Annotated in this window: 22 protein-coding genes; 12 read left to right on the forward strand and 10 right to left on the reverse strand. The window is 66.0% G+C overall.

The features are described from left to right. The first annotated feature begins 66 nt into the window (after positions 1 to 66). Both rpoN and U1738_RS13575 read left to right on the forward strand, forming a co-directional pair. Entirely contained in the window at positions 67 to 1,575 is a 1,509-nt protein-coding gene (rpoN, locus tag U1738_RS13570; RefSeq protein WP_332789587.1) for an RNA polymerase factor sigma-54, read from the forward strand. Between the two features lie 127 nt (positions 1,576 to 1,702). After that, positions 1,703 to 1,999: a putative quinol monooxygenase gene (locus U1738_RS13575; protein WP_332789588.1), complete on the forward strand. Its 297-nt coding sequence runs from the start codon at positions 1,703 to 1,705 to the stop codon at positions 1,997 to 1,999. Between the two features lie 3 nt (positions 2,000 to 2,002). Here the strand turns inward: U1738_RS13575 and U1738_RS13580 are convergent, their stop codons facing one another. Further along, positions 2,003 to 3,004, reverse strand: coding sequence for a ligase-associated DNA damage response exonuclease (locus tag U1738_RS13580; RefSeq protein ID WP_332789589.1), 1,002 nt, complete (start codon positions 3,002 to 3,004; stop codon positions 2,003 to 2,005). A gap of 185 nt (positions 3,005 to 3,189) precedes the next feature. Here U1738_RS13580 and U1738_RS13585 point away from each other — a divergent pair, with 185 nt between their 5' ends. From U1738_RS13585 to U1738_RS13595, 3 genes are all read left to right on the forward strand, one after another. Continuing rightward, positions 3,190 to 5,577, forward strand: a complete 2,388-nt coding sequence (locus tag U1738_RS13585; RefSeq protein ID WP_443027025.1) for a ligase-associated DNA damage response DEXH box helicase — start codon at positions 3,190 to 3,192, stop codon at positions 5,575 to 5,577. A gap of 43 nt (positions 5,578 to 5,620) precedes the next feature. Beyond that, positions 5,621 to 6,532, forward strand: a complete 912-nt coding sequence (locus tag U1738_RS13590) for an aspartyl protease family protein (RefSeq protein WP_332789591.1) — start codon at positions 5,621 to 5,623, stop codon at positions 6,530 to 6,532. 102 nt (positions 6,533 to 6,634) lie between these two features. Then, positions 6,635 to 8,044: a M20/M25/M40 family metallo-hydrolase gene (locus U1738_RS13595; protein ID WP_332789592.1), complete on the forward strand. Its 1,410-nt coding sequence runs from the start codon at positions 6,635 to 6,637 to the stop codon at positions 8,042 to 8,044. 405 nt (positions 8,045 to 8,449) lie between these two features. Here U1738_RS13595 and U1738_RS13600 read toward each other — a convergent pair whose 3' ends face one another. Then, positions 8,450 to 10,408, reverse strand: coding sequence for a potassium transporter Kup (locus tag U1738_RS13600; protein WP_332789593.1), 1,959 nt, complete (start codon positions 10,406 to 10,408; stop codon positions 8,450 to 8,452). Between the two features lie 124 nt (positions 10,409 to 10,532). On the opposite strand from U1738_RS13600, the gene pdeM reads away from it, so the two are divergent. Beyond that, positions 10,533 to 11,204 (forward strand): ligase-associated DNA damage response endonuclease PdeM, encoded by a 672-nt coding sequence (gene pdeM / locus U1738_RS13605; protein WP_332789594.1) that lies wholly within the window; start codon positions 10,533 to 10,535, stop codon positions 11,202 to 11,204. Between the two features lie 131 nt (positions 11,205 to 11,335). Here the strand turns inward: pdeM and msrA are convergent, their stop codons facing one another. The 4 genes from msrA to pabB all read right to left on the reverse strand — a co-directional run bounded on the left by msrA (position 11,336) and on the right by pabB (position 15,411). Further along, the gene (gene msrA / locus U1738_RS13610) at positions 11,336 to 11,995 is read right to left on the reverse strand and encodes a peptide-methionine (S)-S-oxide reductase MsrA (RefSeq protein WP_332789595.1); all 660 of its coding nucleotides are present in this window, start codon (positions 11,993 to 11,995) and stop codon (positions 11,336 to 11,338) included. 82 nt (positions 11,996 to 12,077) lie between these two features. Further along, positions 12,078 to 12,215 (reverse strand): hypothetical protein, encoded by a 138-nt coding sequence (locus U1738_RS13615; RefSeq protein WP_332789596.1) that lies wholly within the window; start codon positions 12,213 to 12,215, stop codon positions 12,078 to 12,080. A gap of 162 nt (positions 12,216 to 12,377) precedes the next feature. Next, positions 12,378 to 13,577, reverse strand: coding sequence for a pyridoxal phosphate-dependent aminotransferase (locus tag U1738_RS13620; protein WP_332789597.1), 1,200 nt, complete (start codon positions 13,575 to 13,577; stop codon positions 12,378 to 12,380). Between the two features lie 34 nt (positions 13,578 to 13,611). Continuing rightward, a complete protein-coding gene (pabB, locus tag U1738_RS13625; protein WP_332789762.1) occupies positions 13,612 to 15,411 on the reverse strand; it encodes an aminodeoxychorismate synthase component I in 1,800 nt (599 codons plus the stop codon). Between the two features lie 84 nt (positions 15,412 to 15,495). On the opposite strand from pabB, the gene U1738_RS13630 reads away from it, so the two are divergent. Then, positions 15,496 to 16,155: an MBL fold metallo-hydrolase gene (locus U1738_RS13630; protein WP_332789598.1), complete on the forward strand. Its 660-nt coding sequence runs from the start codon at positions 15,496 to 15,498 to the stop codon at positions 16,153 to 16,155. 122 nt (positions 16,156 to 16,277) lie between these two features. Here the strand turns inward: U1738_RS13630 and U1738_RS13635 are convergent, their stop codons facing one another. After that, entirely contained in the window at positions 16,278 to 16,718 is a 441-nt protein-coding gene (locus tag U1738_RS13635; protein ID WP_332789599.1) for an MAPEG family protein, read from the reverse strand. Positions 16,719 to 16,926: 208 nt separating this feature from the next. Here U1738_RS13635 and rpmF point away from each other — a divergent pair, with 208 nt between their 5' ends. The 5 genes from rpmF (at position 16,927) to U1738_RS13660 (ending at position 19,947) form a co-directional block, all read left to right on the forward strand. Beyond that, positions 16,927 to 17,106, forward strand: coding sequence for a 50S ribosomal protein L32 (rpmF, locus tag U1738_RS13640; RefSeq protein ID WP_055774773.1), 180 nt, complete (start codon positions 16,927 to 16,929; stop codon positions 17,104 to 17,106). A gap of 52 nt (positions 17,107 to 17,158) precedes the next feature. Further along, the gene (gene plsX / locus U1738_RS13645) at positions 17,159 to 18,190 is read left to right on the forward strand and encodes a phosphate acyltransferase PlsX (protein WP_332789600.1); all 1,032 of its coding nucleotides are present in this window, start codon (positions 17,159 to 17,161) and stop codon (positions 18,188 to 18,190) included. Continuing rightward, positions 18,187 to 19,158: a beta-ketoacyl-ACP synthase III gene (locus U1738_RS13650; protein WP_332789601.1), complete on the forward strand. Its 972-nt coding sequence runs from the start codon at positions 18,187 to 18,189 to the stop codon at positions 19,156 to 19,158. The genes plsX and U1738_RS13650 overlap by 4 nt, the downstream gene beginning before the upstream one ends. Positions 19,159 to 19,260: 102 nt before the next feature. Then, positions 19,261 to 19,560 (forward strand): integration host factor subunit alpha, encoded by a 300-nt coding sequence (locus U1738_RS13655; protein WP_332789602.1) that lies wholly within the window; start codon positions 19,261 to 19,263, stop codon positions 19,558 to 19,560. A 42-nt stretch (positions 19,561 to 19,602) separates the two neighbouring features. Continuing rightward, on the forward strand, positions 19,603 to 19,947 hold the full coding sequence (locus U1738_RS13660; protein WP_332789603.1) for a MerR family transcriptional regulator: 345 nt from the start codon (positions 19,603 to 19,605) through the stop codon (positions 19,945 to 19,947). A gap of 213 nt (positions 19,948 to 20,160) precedes the next feature. Here the strand turns inward: U1738_RS13660 and U1738_RS13665 are convergent, their stop codons facing one another. The 3 genes from U1738_RS13665 to U1738_RS13675 form a co-directional block, all read right to left on the reverse strand. Then, positions 20,161 to 20,700: a SixA phosphatase family protein gene (locus U1738_RS13665; protein WP_332789604.1), complete on the reverse strand. Its 540-nt coding sequence runs from the start codon at positions 20,698 to 20,700 to the stop codon at positions 20,161 to 20,163. Between the two features lie 10 nt (positions 20,701 to 20,710). Next, the gene (locus U1738_RS13670; RefSeq protein ID WP_332789763.1) at positions 20,711 to 23,353 is read right to left on the reverse strand and encodes an ATP-dependent DNA helicase; all 2,643 of its coding nucleotides are present in this window, start codon (positions 23,351 to 23,353) and stop codon (positions 20,711 to 20,713) included. 111 nt (positions 23,354 to 23,464) lie between these two features. Further along, entirely contained in the window at positions 23,465 to 23,860 is a 396-nt protein-coding gene (locus tag U1738_RS13675) for a hypothetical protein (RefSeq protein WP_332789605.1), read from the reverse strand. Between the last annotated feature and the right edge of the window lie 30 nt (positions 23,861 to 23,890).

Genomic DNA, 23,890 nt, shown 5'->3' on the forward strand with positions numbered 1-23,890 from the left:
CGTTCGGGGCACCTGTTGCGCGTCGTCATCCAGCGGCCCCGGCCTGCGCCGGGGTGACGAAATAGCATGAGCCTCGCGCCGCGCCTCGACCTGCGCCAGTCGCAATCCCTGGTGATGACGCCGCAATTGCAGCAGGCGATCCGCCTGCTCGCGCTGTCGAATCTCGAAGTCGAGGGATTCATCGCCGAGGAGATCGAGCGCAACCCCCTGCTCGAATCTTCCGCGCCCGACGATGACGGCCCGACCCAAGAGCGCGAGGCCCCACCCGAGGCACGCGAGCCGGCCACCGCCGACCAGCTCGTGATGGGCGGCGACACCACCGGCGAAGCCTCGCTCGACGTGGATTTCACCGCCGAAAGCTTCCATCACGACAGTCCGTCCGACGGCGGCGGCGGCGACGGCGCGGGCATGGATGGATCGCTCGGGATGAGCGGCACGGGTAGCGGCGGGATCGGGGAGGACGGGCCGGACTTCGATTCGTTCGCCGCCAGCGACATGACTTTGGCCGAATTCCTGATGGCGCAGGCCGGGCCGGTGATCGACGGCGCGGACGCGTTCATCGCCGCGCACCTGATCGACCAGATCGACGATTGCGGATACCTGACCGTGCCGCTGCTGGAGATCGCCAACCGGCTGGGCGTGGCGCTGGCGCGCGTCGAATATGTCCTGGCGCTGATTCAGACGTTCGAACCGACCGGCGTGGGCGCGCGCGATCTGGCCGAATGCCTGAAATTACAGGCGATCGAGGCCGATCGCTACGATCCGTGCATGGCGCGCCTGCTCGACCATCTCGATCTGCTCGCGCGCGGTGAACTCGGCCGGCTGAAGCGCATCTGCGACGTCGACGACGAGGATATGGCGGACATGATCCGCGAATTGCGCAATTACGATCCCAAGCCCGGTTGCCGGTTCGGCGGCGAACCGGCGCAGGCGGTGACGCCCGACGTGTTCGTCGCGCGTCGTAAGGATGGCTGGGGGATCGAGATCAACGCCGCCACACTGCCGCGCCTGCTGGTCAATCGCGGCTATTATGTCGAACTCTCGGGCGGCGAGCAGGACAAGGCGAGCAAGGCGTGGCTCGGCGAGATGCTGGCCAGCGCCAATTGGCTGGTCAAGGCGCTCGACCAGCGCCAGCGCACGATCGTCAAGGTCGCGACCGAGATCGTGAAGCAACAAGAGGCGTTCTTCCTGCACGGCGTCGCGCATCTGAAGCCGATGACGCTGCGCCAGGTCGCCGATGCGATCGAGATGCACGAATCGACCGTCAGCCGCGTGACGAGCAACAAATATCTCTATTGCGCGCGCGGCCTGTTCGAACTGAAATACTTCTTCACCAGCGCGATCCAATCGTCCGAGGGCGGCGATGCGGTGTCGGCACAGGCGGTGAAGGCGGCGATCCGCACGCTGATCGCGGCCGAGGGTAGCGCGATCCTGTCCGACGATACGTTGGTCGAACTGCTCAACGCCAAGGGGTTCGACATCGCGCGCCGCACGGTGGCGAAATATCGCGAGGCGCTGGGCATCGGCAGTTCGGTACAGCGCCGCCGCGCGCGGGCGCTGGAGGGTGCGGGCTGAAGCGGCCCTGCTTCGTCATGCCTGCGAAGGCTGGCATCTCATAGGGCTCCGGCACCGCACATCGCCTGAGATCCCAGCCTGCGCTGGGATGACGATCGAGGAGAGATCCTCTTATGGAGGAGAGAGTATGATCATCGTCACCGGCAGCGTCACCGCAAAGCCCGAAACCTTCGACGCGCTGCGCCAGGCCAGCCTCGATCACGTCCACCGCTCACGCACCGAGGACGGGTGCTTGCTCCATTCGGTGCAACAGGATTGCGAGAATCCCCTGCGATTGTTCTTCTACGAACAGTGGCGCGATCTGCCGTCTTTGCAGGTGCACGGGCGGGTGGCCGGATCGCGGGAATTCATCACAGCGGTGCGCGAACTGGCTGCGTCCAGCGAACCGATCAGCGTTTACGACGCGACCGAGGTTACGCTCTGACGCTCAATCGTCCTCGTCCTCATACCCCACCAGCGCCAGCGCGCGCGCCTTGATCTGGCGGGTCATGCACCAATGGACCAGCGCATCCTCGCGGCCATGTGTTACCCACACTTCCTTCGGGGCGATTTCGGCCAGCGTGTCGGTCAGTTCATCCCAATCGGCGTGGTCGCTCAGGATCAGCGGCAGTTCGACGTTGCGCTGCACCGCGCGCTGGCGGACGCGCATCCACCCCGAGGCCATCGCGGTGATCGGATCGGGCAGGCGGCGCGACCAGCGATCGTTGAGCGCGCCCGGCGGCGCGATGACGACCTTGCCCATCAGCTCCGCCTTGGGAGTATCCGCCACCAGCCGCAGATCGCCGAGATCGACGCCGAGTTCCACGTAGAGATCGCACAAGCGCTGCACCGCCCCGTGCAGGTAGATCGGATCGTCATGCCCGCGATCGCGCAGTTCGCGGATCACTCGTTGCGCCTTGCCCAGCGCATAAGCCCCGACCAGCACGCACCGCGTCGGGTTGGCGCGCAAGGCGGCGGTCAGCTTGTCGATCTCGTCGCCTGATTCGGGATGGCGGAACACCGGCAGACCGAACGTCGCCTCGGTGATGAACACGTCGCATTTCACCGGCTCGAAGGCGGCACAGGTCGGATCGGCGCGGCGCTTGTAATCGCCCGAGACGACGATGCGCTCGCCGCGATGATCGAGGATGATCTGCGCCGATCCCAGCACATGACCGGCGGGCACGAACGTCGCCTCGACATCGCCGGCCAGTTTCAGCGTCTCGCCATACGCCACCGGGTGGCCGTTTTGCGGGCCGTAGCGCGTATTCATGATCGCCAGCGTCTCCGGCGTCGCCCACACCGCATCATGCCCGCCGCGCGCATGATCGGCATGGCCGTGCGTGACGAGCGCCTTGGGGCTGGGCCGCGAGGGATCGACCCAGATGTCGGCGGGTTTCACATAGATGCCGTGCGGATGCGGTTCGATCCAGTCGCCGAGCTTTGCCATCGTCCCTATATGGTTGGAATGAGCGCAAGTTCCCACTTTCTTCAAGCCCCTCCCCTTCAGGGGAGGGGTTGGGGTGGGGCCGTGCCATCTCATAGAGACAATCGCCGGTACCTGCGGCACGGCCCCACCCCCAACCCCTCCCCTGAAGGGGAGGGGCTTTGAAAATCCCAATTCTCCCCGCCCCGATCACCGACTGGTTCGCCGCCAAGGGCTGGTCGCCGCGCCGGCACCAGCTCGAGATGCTCGACGTCGCGCGGGCCGGGCGGCACGGGCTGCTCGTCGCTACTACGGGTGCGGGCAAGACGCTGGCCGGGTTCCTGCCGACGCTCGCCGAACTCATCGAGCGTCCGACGGAGGGCCTGCACACGCTCTACGTCTCGCCGCTCAAGGCGCTGGCGGTGGACGTGCAGCGCAATTTGATCACGCCGATCGAGGAGATGGGTCTCGACATCCGCGTCGAGACCCGCACCGGCGATACGCCCAGCGACCGCAAGGCCCGCCAGCGCATCCGGCCGCCGCAGATCCTGCTGACCACGCCCGAATCGCTCAGCCTGCTGCTCAGCTATCCCGACAGCATGCTGATGTTCGCCGGCCTGAAGACGATCGTGGTGGACGAGGTCCATGCCTTCGCCACCGGCAAGCGCGGCGACCTGCTGTCCCTGTGCATGTCGCGGTTGCAGACGCTGGCCCCCGGCCTGCGTCGCGTCGCTTTGTCCGCCACCGTCGCCGATGCCGACGGCTATCGCGCGTGGATCGCGCCCGATGGCGATATCGATCAGGTCACGCTCGTGAAGGGCGAGAACGGCGCCGATCCGAACATCGCGATCCTGTTGCCGCAGGGCCGCGTGCCGTGGTCGGGCCATTCGGGTCGCTATGCCGCCGAACAGGTGATGGCCGAGATCGAGACGCACAAGACCGCGATCGTGTTCTGCAACACGCGCAGCCTGGCCGAACTGATCTTTCAGGACCTGTGGAAGGCGAACGCGATGGGGCTGCCGATCGGCATCCATCACGGATCGCTCAGTCTCGAGGCGCGGCGCAAGGTGGAGGGCGCGATGGCCGACGGCAAATTGCGCGGGCTGGTCGCCACCGCCAGCCTCGATCTGGGCGTCGATTGGGGCGATGTCGATCTGGTGATCCAGATGGGCGCGCCCAAGGGATCGTCGCGCCTGTTGCAACGCATCGGCCGCTCCAACCACCGGCTCGACGAACCGTCCGAAGCGGTGATCGTGCCGGGCAATCGCTTCGAATATCTGGAGGCGCGCGCGGCCTTGGACGCGGTGCATGCGGGCGAACTGGACCCGGATATCTTTCGCCCCGGCGGGCTGGACGTGCTCGCCCAGCACATCATGGCCTGCGCCTGCGCCGGGCCGTTCAGGGAGGCGGAGATGCTGGACGAGATCCGCTCGGCGCTGCCCTATTCCGCGCTGACCGACGACACGTTCACCCGCGTGCTCGGCTTCATCCGCGACGGCGGTTATGCGCTGAAGGCCTACGACAAGTTCCGCCGCCTGACGCAGGATGCGGATGGCACCTGGCGGATCAGCCATCCGAAGTTCATAGCGCAGCACCGCCTGAACGCCGGGATCATCGTCGAGGCGACGATGCTGACGGTGCGCTTCAAGAACGGCCGGTCGCTCGGCAAGGTCGAGGAAGGGTTCGCCGCCACGCTGACGCCCGGTGACACATTCTTCTTCGCCGGGATGAGTGTCGAGGTGATGGGGATCAGCACCGAGGACCTGCTGGTCCGCGCGACTGCCCGCCCGGCGCGCATCCCGACCTATGGCGGCGCGCGCATGGCGCTGTCGACCAACCTTGCCCAGCGCGTGCGCGGCTTCCTGGCCGCGCCGGAGGAATGGCACCGCTTCCCGAACGACGTGCGCGAATGGCTGGAGGTGCAGGCGGTCCGCTCCACCCTGCCAAGTTCCGGCCAGTTGCTGGTCGAGACCTTCCCGCACGACAACCGGCATTACATGGTCGCCTATAGTTTCGAGGGCTGGAACGCGCACCAGTCGCTCGGCATGCTGGTCACGCGACGGATGGAGACGATGGGGCTGAAGCCGTTGGGGTTCGTCGCCAACGATTATGCGCTGGCCTGTTACGGGCTGGATCCGATCACCGATCCGCAGGCCTTGTTCTCGCCCGACATCCTGGAAGACGAATTCGTCGACTGGGTGCAGCAATCGCACTTGCTGAAACGCGCCTTTCGCGAGGTCGCGGTGATCGGCGGGCTGGTCGAGCGCCAGCATCCCGGCAAGCGCAAGACCGGCAAGCAGGTGACCTTCTCGACCGACCTGATCTACGACGTGCTGCGCAAATACGAGCCTGGCCATCTGCTGCTCCAGGCCGCGTGGGAAGATGCCCGCGCGCGAATGACCGATGTCGGCCGCCTCGCCGGCCTGCTCGATCGCGCCGCCGACACGATGCTGCACGTCGATCTGCCGCGCGTCTCGCCGCTCGCGGTGCCGGTGCTGACGCTGATCGGGCGCGAAAAGGTTGCCACCGGCACCGCCGACGACGCGCTGCTGATCGAGGCCGAGGCGCTGGCCGAAGTGGCGATGCGGATCGACTGAAGACGCCCTTGCAAAGGGTCCGATTCGGGCGCACCCTCCACTCATGCCGATCGCGTCCGCCCTGATCGCCCTCCTGCTCGCCGCCCCCGACATCGCTGCGCCCGCGCCACAGCAGCCGATCGATCCGGCGACGACCGAGACCGCGCCGACGCTGAATTTCGGCGACGAGGAAGATCGCATGACCCTGCCGGTGACGATCTCCGGGGCCGGGCCGTACCGCTTCATCGTCGATACCGGCGCGCAGCGCACGGTGATCTCCCGCGAACTGGCCGGCCTGTTGAAGCTCAGCCCCGGTCGCAATGTCCGCATGACGACGATGACCGGGTCGAGCAGCGCCAATACCGTCATCATCCCGCTGATCTCGGTCGGTGCTTTCGGCGGCAGCCGGATCGAGGCACCGGCACTCGAAGGTGCCAATCTCGGCGCGGCCGGCCTGCTCGGCATCGACACGCTGCAGGATCGCGCACTGTCGATCGATTTCGACCTGCAGCGCATGACCGTGCGGCCCGCCGTGCGACGCACCAAAACCGAACGCGCCGGGCCGGACGAGATTATCGTCCATGCCAAGAGCATCTACGGCCAATTGGTCGTCACCGATGCCTATTATGGCGACGTCAAGGTGCGCGTGGTGCTGGATACCGGGACCGCGGTGACGATGGGTAATCTGGCGCTCAAGAAACGCGTACGGCACGGCAAGATGAAATCGATCGACGTGACGAGCGTCACCGGATCGGTGCTGCAGGCCGATTATACCAGCATCAGCGCACTCAGGATCGGCAGCGTCAGCTTCAACGATCTGCCGATCGCCTTTGCCGATGCCGCGCCATTCGCGCATTTCGGTTTGGACAAGCGACCGGCACTGTTGCTCGGGATGGACGCGCTGCGCCTGTTCCGACGCATCGACATCGATTTCCCCAATCGCGAACTGCGCCTGGCTTTGCCGCGGCGGTTCTAAGGACGATCGTTTGCCATCGCGCGGGCGTTGCTGTGATCGCCCCGTTGCTTTGATCACGCAGTGCGTTACGCTGATGCCCTGAGACGATCAAAGGGGCAGAAGATGCGGAAATTCACACGGGTCATGACCGGCGCGATGCTGGCGGGGATCGCGCTGCAGCCGGTCGCGGCGCAAACCGCGCTCACGCCCGATCAGCAGACTTTCTTCGGTCTCTACAAGGAACTGGTCGAAACCAACACGACGCTGTCGGCGGGCAGCTGCACGCAGGCTGCGGCTCAAATCGCCACGCGGCTGAAGGCGGCAGGCTATAAGGATGCCGACCTCACGTCCTTCTCTGTGCCGGATCACCCGAAGGAGGGCGGCCTCGTCGCGGTCCTGCCCGGCAGCGACCGGAAGGCCAAGGCCGTGCTGCTGCTCGCGCATCTCGACGTGGTCGAGGCCAAGCGCGAGGATTGGGTGCGCGACCCCTTCACGCTGATCGAGGAGGGCGGATATTATTATGCGCGCGGCACGGTCGACGACAAGGCGATGGCCGCGGTCTGGGCCGACAGCATGATCCGCTTCAAGCAGGCGGGCTACAAGCCCAAACGCACGATCAAGTTGGCGCTGACCTGCGGCGAGGAAACGACCTTCGCGTGGAACGGCGCGCAATATCTGACCAAGACCCGGCCCGATCTGGTCGCGGCGGAGTTCGTGCTCAACGAAGGCGGCGGCGGGCGGCTCGATGCGGCCGGCAAGCAGCAGACGCTGGCGATGCAGGTCGGCGAGAAAGCGGCACAGAACTATACGCTGACCGCGACCAACCCCGGCGGGCACAGCTCGCAACCGGTGCCGGACAATGCGATCTACGAACTGGCCGATGCGCTGGAGGCGATCCGGGCCTATGAATTCCCGATCAAGTTCAGCGATACGACCCGCGCCTTCTTCACTGCCACGGCGCAGGGGACGCCCGGGCCGATGGGCGATGCGATCCGCAAATTGCTCGCCGATCCAACCGATGCCGCCGCCGACAAAATCGTCAGCGCCGACAAGACGTTCCACTCCACGCTGCGTACCTCCTGCGTCGCGACATTGCTGAACGCCGGCCATGCCGAGAACGCGCTACCGCAACGCGCCACCGCCAACATCAATTGCCGCATCTTCCCGGGCGAAACAGTAGAGGCGACCGCCGCCAAGTTGCAGGAACTGGCCGGCGCGAAGGTGAAGCTGACGATCAACCAGCCGATCCGCCCGACCGCGATCCCCACCCCGCTCGATCCCAAGATCATGGGCCCGGCCAAGGCGGTGGCGGCAAAGCATTTCCCCGGCCTGCCACTGGTGCCGCTGATGTCGACCGGCGCGACCGACGGCATCTTCTTCCAGGCGATCGGCATCCCGGTCTACGGTGTGCCGGGCATCTTCATCGACAGTGATTTCAACGGCATCCACGGCCTGAACGAACGCATTCGGGTGAAGTCCTTGTATGACGGGCGGAATTATCTGTTCGATCTGGTCAAGGCATATGCGGGGTAAGGTGCGCGCCACCCCCGCCTAACCACGATCGTCACCCCAGCGCAGGCTGGGGTCTCTACGGGGCTAGCGTACCGCGCGCCTCGCTGAGATCCCGGCCTGCGCCGGGATGACGGCATTGGGGGGCGCGCATTCTCCCCTCCCTGGAAGGGAGGGGTAGGGGGTGGGTCGGTATGGGGCGGGCGTCATGCCAGCCAATCGGCCCACCCACCCCTAATCCGCGTCCACTCTTCCGTCATCCTACGAAGGTCAGGATCCAACGTGCCGCAAACTTGCCGGCGGTTGCTTATGCGGCGCGATGGATCCTGACCTTCGTCAGGATGACGGCGATTGTATGGTGAGCGCGCCGCGCGCCTCGCTGAGATCCCGGCCTGCGCCGGGATGACGGTTGTGGTTAGGTAGCCGCCGTCACACCGCCACCTGTTCACCCAGTTCCAGCACCTTGCCCGGCGGGATGCGCAGGAAATCGGTCGGGTCGCTCGCGTTGCGCTGCAGGAACATGAAGATATGGTCCTGCCATAACGGCATGCCCTCCTTCGCGGCGGGCTTCAGCGTGTTGCGGCCGATGAAATAGCTCGTCTTGGCCGGGTTGAGCGGCTTCTTCGCCGCCGCCGCGCCGAAGCCGAGATCGGCCGGCACGTCGGGCGTCTCCATGAAGCCGTAGGTCAGCACGATGATGACGAAATTATCGTCGACCAGCTCGCGCTTCACCCGGTCCTCATCCGCCGCGATCGGGCGATCGGTGGTGCGGATGCTGACGATCAGATTGCGTTCGTGCAGCACCTTGTTGTGCTTCAGATTGTGCAGCAGCGCGCCCGGCGCATTGTGCGGATTGCCGGTCAGGAAGATCGCCGTGCCCTCGACCCGTTCCGGCGGGCGGCGCGCCAGCGCGGCGGCGAGATCGGCGAGTGGAACGCTCTGTCGCTCCTCGAACGCGCGCACGATGCCGCGCCCGCGCACCCAGGTGTAGATCAGCAGCCCGATCGCGGCGGCGATCACCAGCGGCACCCAGCCACCCTCCACCACGCGCAGGATGTTCGCACCGAAGAACACCAGATCGAGCGCGAGGAACGGCACGATCACCGCCAGCGCCAGCGGCCGGCCCCAATTCCAGCGATGCCGCACGACGATATACGCCAGGCAGGTGGTGACGACCATCGTGCCGGTTACCGCGATGCCGTAGGCCGCGGCCATCGCCGAGGACGTCTTGAACTGTATCACCAGCACCAGCACGCCGGCCAGCAACAGCCAGTTGATCGCCGGCAGATAGATCTGTCCGGCATGATGCGCCGAGGTCTGGCGGATGCGCAGGCGCGGCAGCAGGCCCAGCTGGATCGCCTGCTGCGTCAACGAATAGGCACCGGTGATCACCGCCTGGCTGGCGATGACCGTCGCGAGCAGCGACAGGCCGACCAGCCACGGCCGGAAGCGATCCGGCGCCATCAGGAAGAACCAGTCCTGATTGACGAAATCCTTGCCCGTCGCCAGCGCGCTTTCCTGTGCGGCGAGCGCGAAGGCGCCCTGCCCCAGATAGTTCATGCACAAGGCCGGGAAGACCAGAAAGAACCAGCCGATCCGGATCGGCCTGATCCCGAAATGCCCCATATCGGCGGTCAGCGCCTCGGCCCCGGTCACGGTCAGGAACACCGCGCCCAGCACGAACAGGCCGGGCACGCCGTGGCTGGCGAGGAACAGCACGCCGTAATGCGGCGAGAAGACGCGCAGGATCGAAGGCTCGTCGGCGATGTGCCACAGGCCGAGCCCGCCGATCGCCAGAAACCACAGGATGCAAACCGGCCCGAACAGCGCCGACACCCGCGCCGTACCGCGCGCCTGGATCAGGAACAGGCCGACCAGAATAACGATCGTCAGCAGCAGGATGAGGTTGCCGTCCACGAAGGTGAGGCCGGGAATCGTCTTGATCCCCTCCACCGCCGACAGCACCGACAGCGCCGGCGTGATGATCGCATCGCCGTAGAACAGCGACGCGCCGGCCGCGCCGAGCACGATCGCGATCAGCGAGCGCTTGCCGAGCGCGCGGCGCGCCAGCGCGGTCAGCGCCAGCACGCCGCCCTCGCCCTGATTGTCCGCGCGCATCAGGAACAGCACGTATTTCAGCGTAACGACCAGGATCAGCGCCCACAAAGCCAGGCTCAACACGCCGAGGATCTCGCTCGGGTCGATCCCGCCCTCCGCCGTCTGGGCCAGCGCCTCCCGGAACGCGTAGAGCGGGCTGGTGCCGATATCGCCGAACACCACGCCGATCGCGCCGATCGTCAGCGCGATCATCGCCGGGTGGGGGGCCGGGTGCGGCGTGGAATGGGGGGAGAGTTGCGCCGATCCGGGCGATTCAGCAGCAGATGACATGCATTTTCGACCGATGGTGGAACACGGCGCGCTCTACGCCTGTTGCGGTGCGGCGCAAGAGGATTCGTCGGTGCTATGGCGGCAAGCCGTTGATCGGGCCGCGCAAACGCGTCATAGCCGGGCGATGGTTCCCTTTTCGTTCGCCGGGCACGATCTGTGCGCACTGCCGGAAGGCGCGTTGTTCTGGCCGTCGCGCCGCGCGCTGCTGGTCGCCGATCTGCACTTCGAGAAGGCGAGCTGGTTCGCGAAACGCGGGCAGATGCTGCCGCCCTACGATTCGATCGCGACGCTGACCGATCTCACCATATTGGCCGAGGCGACCGACGCGCGGGAAATCTGGTGCCTGGGGGATAGCTTCCACGATTCCGCCGGCTGCGACCGGTTGCCGGAACGCGCACAGGCGCTGCTCCGCGCGCTGACGACCACGCGGCGGTGGATGTGGATCACCGGCAACCACGATCCCAGAATCGAACGGAGCATCGATCGTTGCGGCGGCGAGGTGCTGGACGAGGCGATCGTCGATGGGCTGGTGCTGCGGCACGAGGCCGATCCGGCGGAGACACGGCCGGAATTGTCGGGCCATTTCCACCCAAAACTGCGGTTGCGCGTGCGCGGCAAGCTGGTGTCGCGGCGCTGCTTCGTGACGACGCCAGCCAAGATCATCCTGCCCGCGTTCGGATCGCTGACCGGCGGTCTGGACGCGACCCACCCGGAGATCGTGCGCGCGATCGGCGGCGGCGCACAGGCGCTGATCGCGGTGGAGGATAGGTTGCTGCGGTTTCCGCTGGCGGCTTGATTCCTCTTAAGCCCCTCCCCTTCAGGGAGGGGTTGGGGTGGGGCAGTGCCGCAAATTCTGGCGCTGGTCTCTTCGAGACGGGACCGCCCCACCCCCAACCCCTCCCCTAAAGGAGAGGGGCTTAAGGAACATCACCGCGCCAGCGTCGGGAACCCGGCCTTGAACGCCGCGACCTTCGGCTTGTCCCACGTCACGATGTACGGATGCGTCGGGTTCCGGTCGAAGAAGTTCTGGTGATACGCCTCGGCCGGGAAGAATTGCCCGCCCTCCAGCTTGGTCACGATCGGCTTGCCGAACGCCTTGGTCTTGCCGAGTTGCGCGATATAGGCCGCAGCCACCGCCTTTTGCTGGGCATTCTGCGGGAAGATCGCGCTGCGATAGCTCGGGCCGCTGTCCGGCCCCTGCCGGTTCAATTCGGTCGGGTTGTGCGCGATCGAGAAATAGACGCGCAGGAGCGTGCCGTAACTGACCTGCGCCGGATCGTAGATCACCTTGATCGCCTCGGCATGGCCGGTGCTCTCGGTGCTGACCTGATCATAGCTCGCGGTCGCTTTCGTGCCACCGGCATAGCCCGCCGTTACGGTCTTCACGCCCTTCACATTTTCGAACACCGCCTCCATGCCCCAGAAGCAGCCACCGCCCAGCACCGCCGTCTGCAAACCGGGCGTCCTGGGCACGTCCTGCGCAGCGGCGGGGATCGGCACGGCGCGCTCGGCATTGGCGCTGCCGGAGAACAGGGCGACCGCGCCCAATCCGGCAATGACAGCGATCGGCAGGATGGTTTTCAACATCGGGAACTCCTTGGCATCGATCCATATTCGCGCCAGCAACTCAGATAGTTACGCGCATGGCCGATCCCAAGGGCAGGAGGCATCAACGATCGGCGTGAACCGCCGGCGCGAACGGGCTGCGGATCTCGCCCTGCGGCTGCAACGTAACCATGCCGACGGCACCCAGCAGGAAACCGGCGGCAAACTGCCAAAGGAAAGCGGATTTCAGGAAACTGCGCATAACCTACCTTTACGGTTCTTGCGTCTCACCTTCATTGCACGGCGGACATAATCGCAAAACATCTCGCGACCGCAGATCGTCCTTCGAACCGCCGCCGACAATGCCGTTTTGCGAAACCTAATGTTAACGGTCGCTGGCGGGCGCGTTCATCCCGCGCCCATGTTATCGTACGTTCGCGCAGGCCGTCTGGATGCGCTCGCACGCCTCGCGCAACAGTTCGTCCGAAGTCGCGTACGAAATACGCATCGCCGGCGACAACCCGAACGCCGCCCCCTGCACCGCCGCCACCTTGGCGTCATCAAGCAGATATGCCACGAAATCCTCGTCGGTGGCGATAACCTTGCCCTTGGGCGTGGTCTTGCCGATCAGCGCGGAGAATTCGGGATAGACGTAGAACGCACCCTCGGGCCGCGGGCACGTCATGCCATTGGCCTGGTTCAGCATCGACACGACCAGATCGCGACGCGACTGAAACAAGGCGGCATGGTCCTTCAGAAAATTCTGATCCCCGTTCAGCGCCGCGACGCTCGCCGCCTGCGCGATAGAGCACGGATTGCTGGTCGATTGCGACTGCAGCTTCGACATCGCCTTGATCAGCCACGGCGCACCGCCGGCAAAACCGATCCGCCACCCGGTCATCGCATAGGCCTTCGAACAGCCATTGGCGGTCAGCGTGCGATCGTACAGCGACGGGCAGACCTGAGCGATGGTGGTGAATTCGAAATCGTCGAACACGATATGTTCGTACATGTCGTCGGCGAAGATCCAGACGTGCGGATGCCGTTCCAGCACCTCGCCCAGCGCCTTCAGCTCGGCGCGCGAATAGGCCGCACCGGTCGGGTTGGACGGCGAATTGAGGATCACCCACTTGGTGCGCGGGGTGATCGCGGCCTCGAGCTGCTCCGGACGCAATTTGTAGCCCTGGTCCGCGCCGGCCGCGACGAACACCGGCGTGCCGTTGGCGAACAGCACGACGTCCGGGTAGCTGACCCAATAGGGCGCGGGAATGACGACCTCGTCGCCTGCGTCCAGCGTCGCGACCATCGCATTGAACAAAGTGTGCTTGCCGCCGGCGTTGATCGTGATCTGGTTGCGGGCATAGGTCAGGCCGTTGTCGCGCTTGAACTTGGCGACCACCGCGTCCTTCAGTTCGGGCGTGCCATCGACATTGGTATATTTCGTCTGGCCGTCGCGGATCGCCTTGATCCCGGCTTCCTTGATGAAATCGGGCGTGTCGAAATCGGGTTCGCCGGCGCCCAGGCCGATCACGTCGACGCCTTCCGCTTTCAGCTCGGCGACGCGCGTGGTGATCGCCAGCGTCGGCGAGGGCTTGATGCGGTTCAGCGCGGCGGAGGGCTGCATGAGGCTGGTTCCTGAATTTAGGGAAGCGCGGGCGCTATAGACTCGGGCGAGTCCAGTTCGCAACCGCAACAACCGCAGGAAACAGCCCGCGCAGTGCATTTCCCAGCAGAAAGCCGTGCGCGAGGTCGTCGGGCGTCAGATCGGCCTCGATCGCCCGCCCGCTTTCGATCAGCTCGCCGCGTAGCACGCCGGGCAGCAACCCCCGCGCCAATGGCGGCGTGATCAGCACGCCGTCGCGCTCGACGAAGACATTGGTGAAGCTGCCTTCGGTCACAAAGCCCTGGGAATCGACGAACACCACCTCATCCGTGCCCGCGGCGCGGCGCGCATCGTCGTAGAAAGCCCGGTCGCTGGTCTTGTGGCGCAAGCGGAAATCAGCGGACGCGACCGGCAGCGGCACCACCGCCGCCCGTGCCGGGCCATCGAACGGCGCGGGGACCGGGGCGACCTCGATCGCGATCGCCCCGCCCTTCGCCAGCAACAGACGCACCCGCCGGGCAACACGCAGGCGGAAGGTCGCGGCCTGCAATTCGTTGCGCGTATCGTGCCGGTCGAAAGTGAAGCCGAACGCATCCGCGCCGGCCTTCAGCCGCGCGAGGTGCCGTTCCAGCAACATCAGTCCGGCCATGGGATCGAACGCCATCGTCTCGATCAGGTCGAAACCGCGCTGTCCGGCGGTGAGGAAATCGCCCTTGGCCAAGCTTTCGTCCCATTCTTCTCCGCCACGGGAATCCGCGACGATACCGCCCCCGGCACCGAACATGGCGCGATCGCCGCCAATGGGAATCGATAATGTGCGGATCGCGACGTTGAACATGGCGTCGCCGGCCCCGCCGTCTGCCGCCGGCCCGATTCTGCCGATCGCCCCGGTGTAGAGTTCGCGCGGTGCGGTCTCGATTCCCGCGATCGCCTGCATCGCGCGGATCTTCGGCGCGCCGGTGATCGATCCGCACGGGAACAGAGCGGCGATCACGTCGATCGCATCCCTGGCCGGCGCAAGATCGGCGGTGATCGTCGAGACCATCTGGTGCACCGTCGGATAGGTCTCCACCGCGAACAATTGCGGCACCGCGACGCTGCCGGGGCGGGCGACGCGCGACAGATCGTTGCGCATCAGATCGACGATCATCAGGTTTTCCGCACGCTGCTTCTCGTCGCTACCCAGGCGGGCCTTGCGTACGGCGTCGTCAGCCGCCGTCTCCCCCCGCCGCATCGTGCCCTTCATCGGGCGACAGGTGAGCTTGCCCCGGTCGAGCGCGAAGAACAGTTCGGGCGACAGCGACAGGATGATGTCGTCGCCCGTCGAGACCAAGGCCCCATAACCGGCCCGCGCCCGCGCCCGGAGCGCGGCATAGAGCGCCAGCGGATCGCCGGCGAAACGGCAGGTCGCGCGATAGGTGAGATTGGCCTGATACAGATCGCCCGCCGCGATCAGATCGTGCACCGCGGCGAAGTGCGCATCGTATTCGGCGCGCGCTACGTCGGGCTCCGGCGCGCCGATCCACGCGCCAGCCGGATCGGGCAGCAATGCCGCCACGTCTTCGGGCGCGATCTCGTCATAGCTCTCGAACAGACCGACCCACAGCAAAGGAGTTGGTCCCCGAGCAGGCACCCCCAGCACCGGTTCGAACGCCGCTCCCGCATCGTAGGACAGGAACCCCGCCGCATGCTGCCCGGCCGCACCGGCCGCCCGCACCTGCTCCAGCGCGGGCAGAACTTCCGCCACATCATATGCCGCGATGACCCGGACCGGCGCACGGTACAGCCGCGCCATCGCGCCATCGGCACGGGCGTCGTCGAGCAACACGAAAGGCGGGGCGTCGAGCGCGAGCATGGCGGCCACCGCATGCAATGCGCCATGGGCCACCGCAAGCGCCAAGGTTGCCGCCCGGCCCCCGCCCGCCTATTTCATCGCGCTATGACCATCCCTCCCCTGCGCGCCGCGATCGTGCCCGTCACCCCGCTCCAGCAGAATTGCACCTTGCTGTGGTGCACCGAAACGATGCGTGGTGCTTTCGTCGATCCCGGCGGCGACCTGCCCAAGCTGAAGGCGGCGGCGGCGCAGCACAATGTTACGATCGAGAAGATCATCCTGACCCACGGCCATTTCGACCATTGCGGCGAGGCCAAGCCGTTAGCCGAGCAATTGGGCGTGCCGATCGAGGGGCCGCACGAGGCCGATCTGTTCCTGCTCGAAACGCTGGCCGAGGACGGGATGAAATACGGCATCATGGGCGGCAAGGCGTTCGTGCCCGACCGCTGGCTGGTCGAGGGCGATACCGTCACGGTCGGCAATCTGACGCTGCACGTCTACGAAACGCCCGGCCACACGCCGGGGCATGTGATCTTCCACCACCCCGAATCGAAGCTCGCGCTGGTCGGCGATGTGCTGTTCCAGGGGTCCGTCGGCCGCACCGATTTTCCGCGCAGCAACCATCAGGACCTGATCGATTCGATCGTCGCCAAGCTCTGGCCGCTGGGCGACGACACCGCCTTCATCCCCGGCCACGGCCCGATGAGCAATTTCGGCCATGAGCGGCAGTATAATCCGTTCGTCGGCGCGGGCGCGACCGGGTGATGCCCGTCTCTCCCCTCCCTGGAAGGGAGGGGTTGGGGGTGGGTCGGCATGAGGAGATAACCGCGCTCCTTCGAGAGGAACCCACCCCCGGCCCCTCCCTTCCAGGGAGGGGAGAAGGTCGTTCACCCAGTCGCCGGCACCACCTCCACCGCCGCCTTGGGCGCGCCGTAATGCGCGATCAGCGGTAGCGCGATGGCGTAACCGCCCAAAGCCAGCAGCAGCAGGAAGGTGATCAGGATGCCGATCATGCGGCCGCCTTTCATGCCGTCCATGCCGAAGGCGTGCAGCACGCGCGCGATCAGGAACAGGATCGCCGCCACCCATAGCCAACTCGATGTGCCACAGGTGAATTCCAGCGCCGCGATCAGCATCACGATGAACGGCGCATATTCGACATAGTTCGCCTGCGCGCGCATCCGGGCGATCAACGCCGCGTTGCCGCCATCGCCGATATCGATCTTCGCACCCGACCGGACCTTGCCGGCGCGCAAGCCCAGCCATAAGGCGATGATCCCCGCGCCGCCGGTTGCGACCAATGTCACCGGCATCGTGATGCTTTGCATGTCCGTCCCCCCATCATTATCGTGTGCGTCGCAGCCTGCCACCCGGCGCGGCGGGTTGCAACGTCCGCAGGAATCGCTATAGGCGCATCGCTTCGCGTGTGTGTCCGGCCGCTGGTGCCACTGCGGCCGACTTCATGTCGGTTGCGTGGGGCCTTCGATTCGGGCTTGCCGCAAAATCAGGTCCGATCAAACACAAGGTTTCGCCGAAATGGCCGTCCCCAAGAGAAAAACCACGCCGTCCAAGCGCGGCATGCGTCGTAGCCACGATTCGCTCAGCATCGACGCGTTCCAGGAATGCCCAAACTGTGGCGAACTGAAGCGGCCGCACAACATGTGCCCGTCATGCAACCACTATAACGGTCGCGAGATCATCGCGGACAAGGCCTGATACCGGGCCTGATACTGAACCTGATCCAGGTTCCGAACAGGAACGGAGCGACGTGACCGACAGCTCCTTTATTGCCGTTGACGCGATGGGTGGCGACAAGGGGCTGGCCGTGATGCTGGCCGGTGTCGCACGCGCGCGTCATCGCTTTCCCGACATGCGTTTCCTGCTCGTCGGGGACGAGACGGCGATCCATGAGGGATTGCGGTCGCATCCGAACCTGACCGCCAATTCGGAAATCGTCCATGCGCCCGAAGTGGTTGGCTCCAGCGAGAAGGCCGGAGTCGCGCTGCGGCGTGCCAAGAAGACGTCGATGGGCATCGCCATCGATATGGTGAAGCAGGGTCGCGCCGGTGCCGCCGTATCGTCGGGCAATACCGGCGCGCTGATGGCGATGGCCAAGATCAGCCTGCGCATGTTGCCGGGCATCGACCGGCCGGCGCTGGCCGCGATGCTGCCCACGCTGGGCGACAACGACGTCGTCGTGCTCGATCTCGGCGCCAATACCGAATGCGATGCGCGCAACCTGATCCAGTTCGCGGTGATGGGCGCGGCCTATGCCCGTACCAACATGGACCTAGCCTCCCCCCGGGTCGCGTTGCTCAACATCGGCAGCGAGGATCAGAAGGGCACCGACGAGATTCGCGACGCCGCCAGCGCATTGCGCGCCGCGACGCATCTGCCGCTGACCTTCACCGGCTTCATCGAGGGCGACCGGCTGTCGCGCGGCGAAGTCGATGTGATCGTGTGCGACGGTTTCTCGGGCAACATCGCGCTGAAGACCGCCGAGGGTACCGCGCGCTTCGTGGCCGATCTGCTCAAGCGCGCGTTCAGCTCGTCATTGCGCTCCAAGGTCGGCTTCCTGATCTCGCGCCCGGCGACCGAATTGCTGCGCCATCATCTCGACCCCAACGTGCATAACGGCGCGGTTTTCCTCGGCCTCAACGGCATCGTCGTGAAGAGCCATGGCGGGGCTACCGAACTCGGCGTCGCCACCGCGATCGCCGCCGCGGCCAAGATGGTGCGCGACGATCTCACCCGCCGGATCAGCGAAGACCTCGGCAATTTCGAGGCCAAGGCAGCATGATTCGTTCGGTTATCACCGGCACCGGTTCCGCGCTCCCGGCGCGCCGCGTTTCGAACGCCGAATTGGCCGAGACCGTCGATACGACCGACGAATGGATCGTCGAGCGCACCGGCATCCGCTTTCGCCACATCGCCGGCCCGGACGAGACCACCGCGACTCTGGCCGCCGACGCCTGCAAGGCGGCCTTATCCGCCGCTGGCATTTCCGCGCAGGAGATCGACCTGATCGTGCTGGCCACCGCCACGCCGGACCAGACCTTCCCCGCCAGCGCCACCAAGGTGCAGGCGATGCTGGGCATCGACGATTGCGTCGCGTTCGACGTGGCGGCGGTCTGCTCGGGCTTCCTCTATGCCGTGCAGGTCGCCGATGCGATGCTGCGTTCCGGCACCGCGCGTCGCGCGCTGGTGATCGGTGCCGAGACGTTCAGCCGCATCCTCGACTGGGAGGATCGCACCACCTGCGTCTTGTTCGGCGATGGTGCCGGCGCGATCGTGCTGGAGGCGCAGGAAAGCGACGGGGCGCCTGAATCGCGCGGGATTCTCGCGACCAAGCTGCATGCCGATGGGCGTCACAATCAATTGCTCTATGTCGATGGCGGCCCATCCACCACCGGCACGGTCGGCAAGGTGCGCATGAAGGGCCGCGAGGTGTTCCGCCACGCCGTCACCAATCTGGCCAGCGTGATGAGCGAATCGCTGGCGCTCGCAGGTCTCGACTCCGCGGACGTGGATTGGGTTGTGCCGCACCAGGCCAATGCGCGCATCCTCGATGCCACCGCGCGCAAGCTCGGCCTTCCGGCGGAAAAGGTCGTCATGACGGTCGATCAGCACGCGAACACGTCCGCCGCGTCGGTCCCGCTCGCACTCGATGTCGCGGTGCGCGACGGGCGCATCAAGCCAGGACAACTACTCGTGCTCGAAGCGATGGGCGGAGGATTCACCTGGGGTGCCGCGGTGGTTCGATTCTAGAACCGGATCGGCGATCGAAACGGATGCGTCACAAAGACCTTTCCGCCTGCTTCGTCATTGTGCTAGACTATTGTCCTGCCACGCTGTGGAGAAGGGGAGCGCATGGCGCCTGCTGGAACATTGACCAGGGCCGATCTGGCCGAAGCACTCCACCACCAGGTGGGGCTGTCGCGCGCGGATTCGGCTAAGCTCGTCGAAGATATTCTCACGCACATGTGCGAATCCCTGTCCAAGGGCGAGAACGTCAAGATTTCCGGTTTCGGCACCTTCGTGCTGCGCGACAAGGGCGAGCGGGTCGGGCGCAATCCCAAGACCGGCATCGAAGTGCCGATCGCCCCGCGCCGCGTCCTCACCTTCCGCGCCAGCCAGATGATGCGCGATCGCATCGTGAGCGGGGGCTGATGTGTCCCGGAACGACCCACCGCATCCCGGGTCGCGGCTGACATGACCGTGTCCGGCGCTCCCGACAAGGCGGCGGGCGCGTTCCGGACGATCGGTGAACTGTCGCGTGAGACGGGACTGCCGCAACATATCCTGCGCTATTGGGAAACGCGCTTTCCTCAGTTGAGGCCGCTGCAACGCGCCGGCAACCGCCGCTATTATCGCCCCGCCGACATCGCCTTGGTGCTGCGCATCCAGAGCCTGCTCGAACAGGAAGGCTATACGATTCGCGGCGTGCAGAAACTGCTCATGACCGAACGCAAGCGCGGTGCCGGTAAGGTCGATCTCGAGGCGGTGCAGGACATCCGCGATTCGCTCGCCGACGGGCTGGAGCAGGACGAGAGTTGAGAGGCTGGCGCTCTGAGGCTGCCTCAGTCACACATCCCAAGTCGTCACCCCGGACTTGATCCGGGGTCCAACCAGCGGCTTTCGATGAGCTTGATAACAAAGTGTGCGCTTGCGGCACGTTGGATCCCGGATCAAGTCCGGGATGACGGCGCTGTTGGAGCGTTCGGCGCACACCAAATAGCCGCACCGAAAAATGGGGAAAGTCTCGAAACCCTAATCCTTGTCCGGCCCCAAGGCTGGATCCAGGTCGCGCGGGCGAATGAACCGCGTCAGCGTCGCCATGTTCTGCGCGACATCGGCCCAGGCCCCTTCGAAGGTCAGTTCCGCCGTGCTGGCGGTAGGGAATTTCTCCTCCACCGTATCGCGCAGGGCGTCGCTGGCCTTGTCCGGTACCAGCATCAGCACGAGATCCTCCAATCCCGGATTGTGCCCGATCATCAGCACACGGTCCGCCCCCTCGGGCAATTCGTGAATCACGTCGATCAATGTCACCGCCGACGCAAGATAGATCCGGCGATCCACCACCGGCACGATCGTCTCGCCATATCCGACCGCCAATTCCGCGATCGTCTCATGAACGCGGACCGCCGGCGAGGCGACGACATGATCGAAACCGAGGCGAAGATCGCGCCAATGCTGCCCCACGCAGGCCGCGGCGCGCTTGCCCTTGCCGTTGAGCGGTCGATCGACATCGCGCACGACCTTGTCGTCCCAGCCGGATTTGGCATGGCGAAGCAGGGTCAGCGTCTTCATGGGCTCTCCGTCAGGCGTCCTGCCGCGATTCATGCACGAGGCGCGTGACGGAAGGAAGACGCGATGCGCGCAATACCGCTTCATCGAGCGTGACGCGCTCGATTCGCACGCCCGGCGGGAAGGCGGTGAGCAGGCGGGACGGCATCGCGGCCGAGAGCAGGACGAACATGCCCTTGTCGTCGGCGCGGCGGATCAGCCGCCCGAACGCTTGCGCCAGGCGCGCGCGGACGATGCGGTCGTCATAGGCGCTGCCCCCGCCGGCCAGCCGCCGCGCGGCGTGCAGCACGGTCGGCTTCGACCACGGCACGCCCTCCATCACCACCAGCCGCAGCGATTCGCCCGGCACATCGACCCCATCGCGCAGCGCATCGGTGCCAAGCAACGATGCACTGGCGTCGTCGCGGAAGATATCGATCAGCGTGCCGGTGTCGATCGGATCGACATGCTGGGCATAGAGCGGCAGGCCATCACGCGCGAGCCGATCGGCGATTCGCGCATGCACGCCGCGCAGCCGCCGGATCGCGGTGAACAGGCCGAGCATCCCGCCATGGCTAGCACACCCCAGCCGCGCATAGGCGTTGGCCAGCGCGCCCATATCGCCGCGCTTCACATCCGTGACGATCAGCACCTCGGCCTGGGTTGCGTAATCGAACGGCGACGGTGCCTCGAAACGACTGGCCCCGCGCAGCAGGTGCGTGGCCCCGGTACGCGCCTCGGCCACTTCCCATTCCCCGCCGCCGCGCAACGTCGCCGAGGTGACGAGCGCGCCGTGCGCCGGTTTCAGGACCGTTTCGGCGAACGGCTTGCTGGGATCGAGCCAGTGGCGATGCAGGCCGATATCGTATTCGCGTCCCTCGATCCGGTCGACCGCCATCCAGTCGACGAAATCGGGCGTCGCCGGCCCGCCGATCCGGGCCAGCAGCGACACCCAGGCAGCGACCGTTTCGGCGCGCCAGCCGATCGAGGCGATCGCGCCTTCGATCCGCGCCCGCGCCTGCCCGTCCATCCAGTCCGGCCCTTCCTGCAACACCGCTTCGAGCCGGCGGCCCAGCCCTACCAACGGGCGCACCAGAGCGTCGAGCGCATGCGCCGCCGGCCCCGCCGCCTCGACCAGCGCCGCATCCGGCTCGGCCAATTCGGTTTCCAGCCCGTAACCGGCATCGCCTTCCGCCTCGGCGCGCGCATAGGTCAGGCCGCGTACCGCAGCAAGTAAGGTCTCGATCGGCCCAAACGGCGCGCCCTCGCCCAGACGCTGCAACCAGCCCTCGCTCGCCAGCGCACCGGCCGCCGCGACCGCATCGGAGATCGCCCGCGCACCGCCCTCGTCATAGCTCGCCACTTCGGACAGGCGCGCCTGAAGCCCGCGCCGCCGCCCGCGCCCGCCGGATTCGGGGCCGAGGATCCAGCGCCGGATCTCGATCGTCTCGCCACCGGTCAGTGCGGTCGAGAACATCGAATCCGCCGCATCGAAGATATGATGCCCCTCGTCGAACACATAGCGCGTCGGGCGCGTGGTCAGTTCGCGGCCGCGCGCGGCGTTGACCATCACCAGTGCATGGTTGGCGATGACGATATCCGCCTCGGCACTCGCCCGCGCCGCGCGTTCGATGAAGCATTTGCGGTAATGCGGGCAGCCGGCATAGACGCACTCGCCGCGCCGGTCGGTCAGCGCGGTCGATCCGTTGCGCCGGAACAAAGTGGGCAGCCAACCAGGCAAATCGCCGCCGACCATGTCGCCATCGGCGCTATACGCCGCCCAGCGTGCGACCAGATGTGCGAGGATCGCGGCCCGCCCGGCGAAACCGCCCTGCAACGCGTCCTCCAGATTGAGCAGGCACAGGTAATTCTCCCGCCCCTTGCGCGTCACCACCTTCACCTTGCGCACCGCCGGATCGGGGAACAGCCGCGCGCTTTCCTGCCCCAATTGGCGCTGCAACGCCTTGGTGAAGGTGGACACCCATACCGCGCCGCCCGCCTTCTCCGCCCAGAGCGAGGCGGGAGCGAGATAACCCAAAGTCTTGCCGATCCCCGTACCCGCCTCGGCCAGCACCATATTGGGCGATTCACGCACCATGCGCGGGCCGAACGCCTCCATCGCCGCTTGCGCGAAGGCGCGCTGGCCGGGGCGTTGCTCGGCCGCGCTCCCGGTAAGTTGCGCGAGACGACTTTGCGTCTCGTGCGCCTCCAGCGTGATCGTGCGCGGGGCCGGACGCGGCGCGCCTTCGGACCATTCGGGCAGTTTCGAGAACAGCCAGCGTTCCGCCTCGGTCGGTTTGGTCAGATGATCGCCGACCAGAGGCGCCCAGGGCCAGCGCAACCGGAACAAAGATTGCGCCGATGTCCATGCGCCCTCCTGTTCCGGCCAATTGCTTTTGGGCAAGGCGAGCAAGGCCTCGGTCGCCTTCAGCAGGAACGCCGCCACCTCCTCGTCGCGCGCCGGCGCGTCCAGCCCCGTCACGCGCGCCAAGCCGCGCGGCGTCGGCACCATGAAACGGGCCGGGCACATGAAGGCGAACAGTTCGAGCACGTCGAGACCCGACAGATCGGCATAACCCAGCCGCTGCCCGACCAGAGCGGCGTTGAGCACGATCACCGGCGTATCGGCGGCGATGCGAATCGCCTCGCCGCGCCCGATCGGGCGCGTGCCATCCATGGTGGCGATCCAGATGCCGCTATGGCTGGCGTGGATCGCGGGATAGGGGAACGGCTTCACGCTGGCGTTGTCGCGCAGCCGGAACAGAATGGCAACGTGAGATTGACGGATTCAGCGCCTCGGGCGTTCCACCAGCCGCGCAAAGACATGGCGGTACCGCCACGCCAGCAATGCCCACCAGATCGGCCAGATACTGCCCCACACATACTGGTGCGACAAAAACCAGTGGAAGCCAGTGATGACGAGAATCGGCGGAGCGAGCAGGATCAAACCGACCGGCGCAGTGCGGTGAAACAGCATCAGCACGCCGCCGATCAGCAGATCCACGATCAGTGCCGGGTTGATGAACCCGGTGTCGTTCAGCGCCTGCGCGAAATGCTGGGCCGCCGGCACGGTTTCCGGCGGGTTCTGGCCGCCGAATTCGATCAGGATCATGATCGGCGCGTAAATGAAGAAGGCCCCGAACAGTATGCGGGCGATCGTCCAGCCGAGATTGCGGTAGCGCATGGGCCAAAGCTGGCGAACTTGTGGCGGGAG

The sequence above is a fragment of the Parasphingomonas caseinilytica genome, assembly GCF_036663755.1.
Classification (GTDB): domain Bacteria; phylum Pseudomonadota; class Alphaproteobacteria; order Sphingomonadales; family Sphingomonadaceae; genus Sphingomonas.

Coding starts and splice junctions, on each gene's coding strand:
- U1738_RS13650 (WP_332789601.1), top strand. CDS start 18,187: ATGATTCGTTCGGTTATCACCGGCACCGGTTCCGCGCTCCCGGCGCGC.
- rpoN (WP_332789587.1), top strand. CDS start 67: ATGAGCCTCGCGCCGCGCCTCGACCTGCGCCAGTCGCAATCCCTGGTG.
- U1738_RS13635 (WP_332789599.1), bottom strand. CDS start 16,718: ATGCAAAGCATCACGATGCCGGTGACATTGGTCGCAACCGGCGGCGCG.
- U1738_RS13600 (WP_332789593.1), bottom strand. CDS start 10,408: ATGTCATCTGCTGCTGAATCGCCCGGATCGGCGCAACTCTCCCCCCAT.
- U1738_RS13630 (WP_332789598.1), top strand. CDS start 15,496: ATGACCATCCCTCCCCTGCGCGCCGCGATCGTGCCCGTCACCCCGCTC.
- U1738_RS13615 (WP_332789596.1), bottom strand. CDS start 12,215: ATGCGCAGTTTCCTGAAATCCGCTTTCCTTTGGCAGTTTGCCGCCGGT.
- U1738_RS13670 (WP_332789763.1), bottom strand. CDS start 23,353: ATGGATGGCACGCGCCCGATCGGGCGCGGCGAGGCGATTCGCATCGCC.
- pabB (WP_332789762.1), bottom strand. CDS start 15,411: ATGCTCGCGCTCGACGCCCCGCCTTTCGTGTTGCTCGACGACGCCCGT.
- U1738_RS13575 (WP_332789588.1), top strand. CDS start 1,703: ATGATCATCGTCACCGGCAGCGTCACCGCAAAGCCCGAAACCTTCGAC.
- pdeM (WP_332789594.1), top strand. CDS start 10,533: ATGGTTCCCTTTTCGTTCGCCGGGCACGATCTGTGCGCACTGCCGGAA.
- rpmF (WP_055774773.1), top strand. CDS start 16,927: ATGGCCGTCCCCAAGAGAAAAACCACGCCGTCCAAGCGCGGCATGCGT.
- U1738_RS13675 (WP_332789605.1), bottom strand. CDS start 23,860: ATGCGCTACCGCAATCTCGGCTGGACGATCGCCCGCATACTGTTCGGG.
- U1738_RS13620 (WP_332789597.1), bottom strand. CDS start 13,577: ATGCAGCCCTCCGCCGCGCTGAACCGCATCAAGCCCTCGCCGACGCTG.
- U1738_RS13660 (WP_332789603.1), top strand. CDS start 19,603: ATGACCGTGTCCGGCGCTCCCGACAAGGCGGCGGGCGCGTTCCGGACG.
- U1738_RS13655 (WP_332789602.1), top strand. CDS start 19,261: ATGGCGCCTGCTGGAACATTGACCAGGGCCGATCTGGCCGAAGCACTC.
- U1738_RS13665 (WP_332789604.1), bottom strand. CDS start 20,700: ATGAAGACGCTGACCCTGCTTCGCCATGCCAAATCCGGCTGGGACGAC.
- msrA (WP_332789595.1), bottom strand. CDS start 11,995: ATGTTGAAAACCATCCTGCCGATCGCTGTCATTGCCGGATTGGGCGCG.
- U1738_RS13580 (WP_332789589.1), bottom strand. CDS start 3,004: ATGGCAAAGCTCGGCGACTGGATCGAACCGCATCCGCACGGCATCTAT.
- U1738_RS13590 (WP_332789591.1), top strand. CDS start 5,621: ATGCCGATCGCGTCCGCCCTGATCGCCCTCCTGCTCGCCGCCCCCGAC.
- U1738_RS13595 (WP_332789592.1), top strand. CDS start 6,635: ATGCGGAAATTCACACGGGTCATGACCGGCGCGATGCTGGCGGGGATC.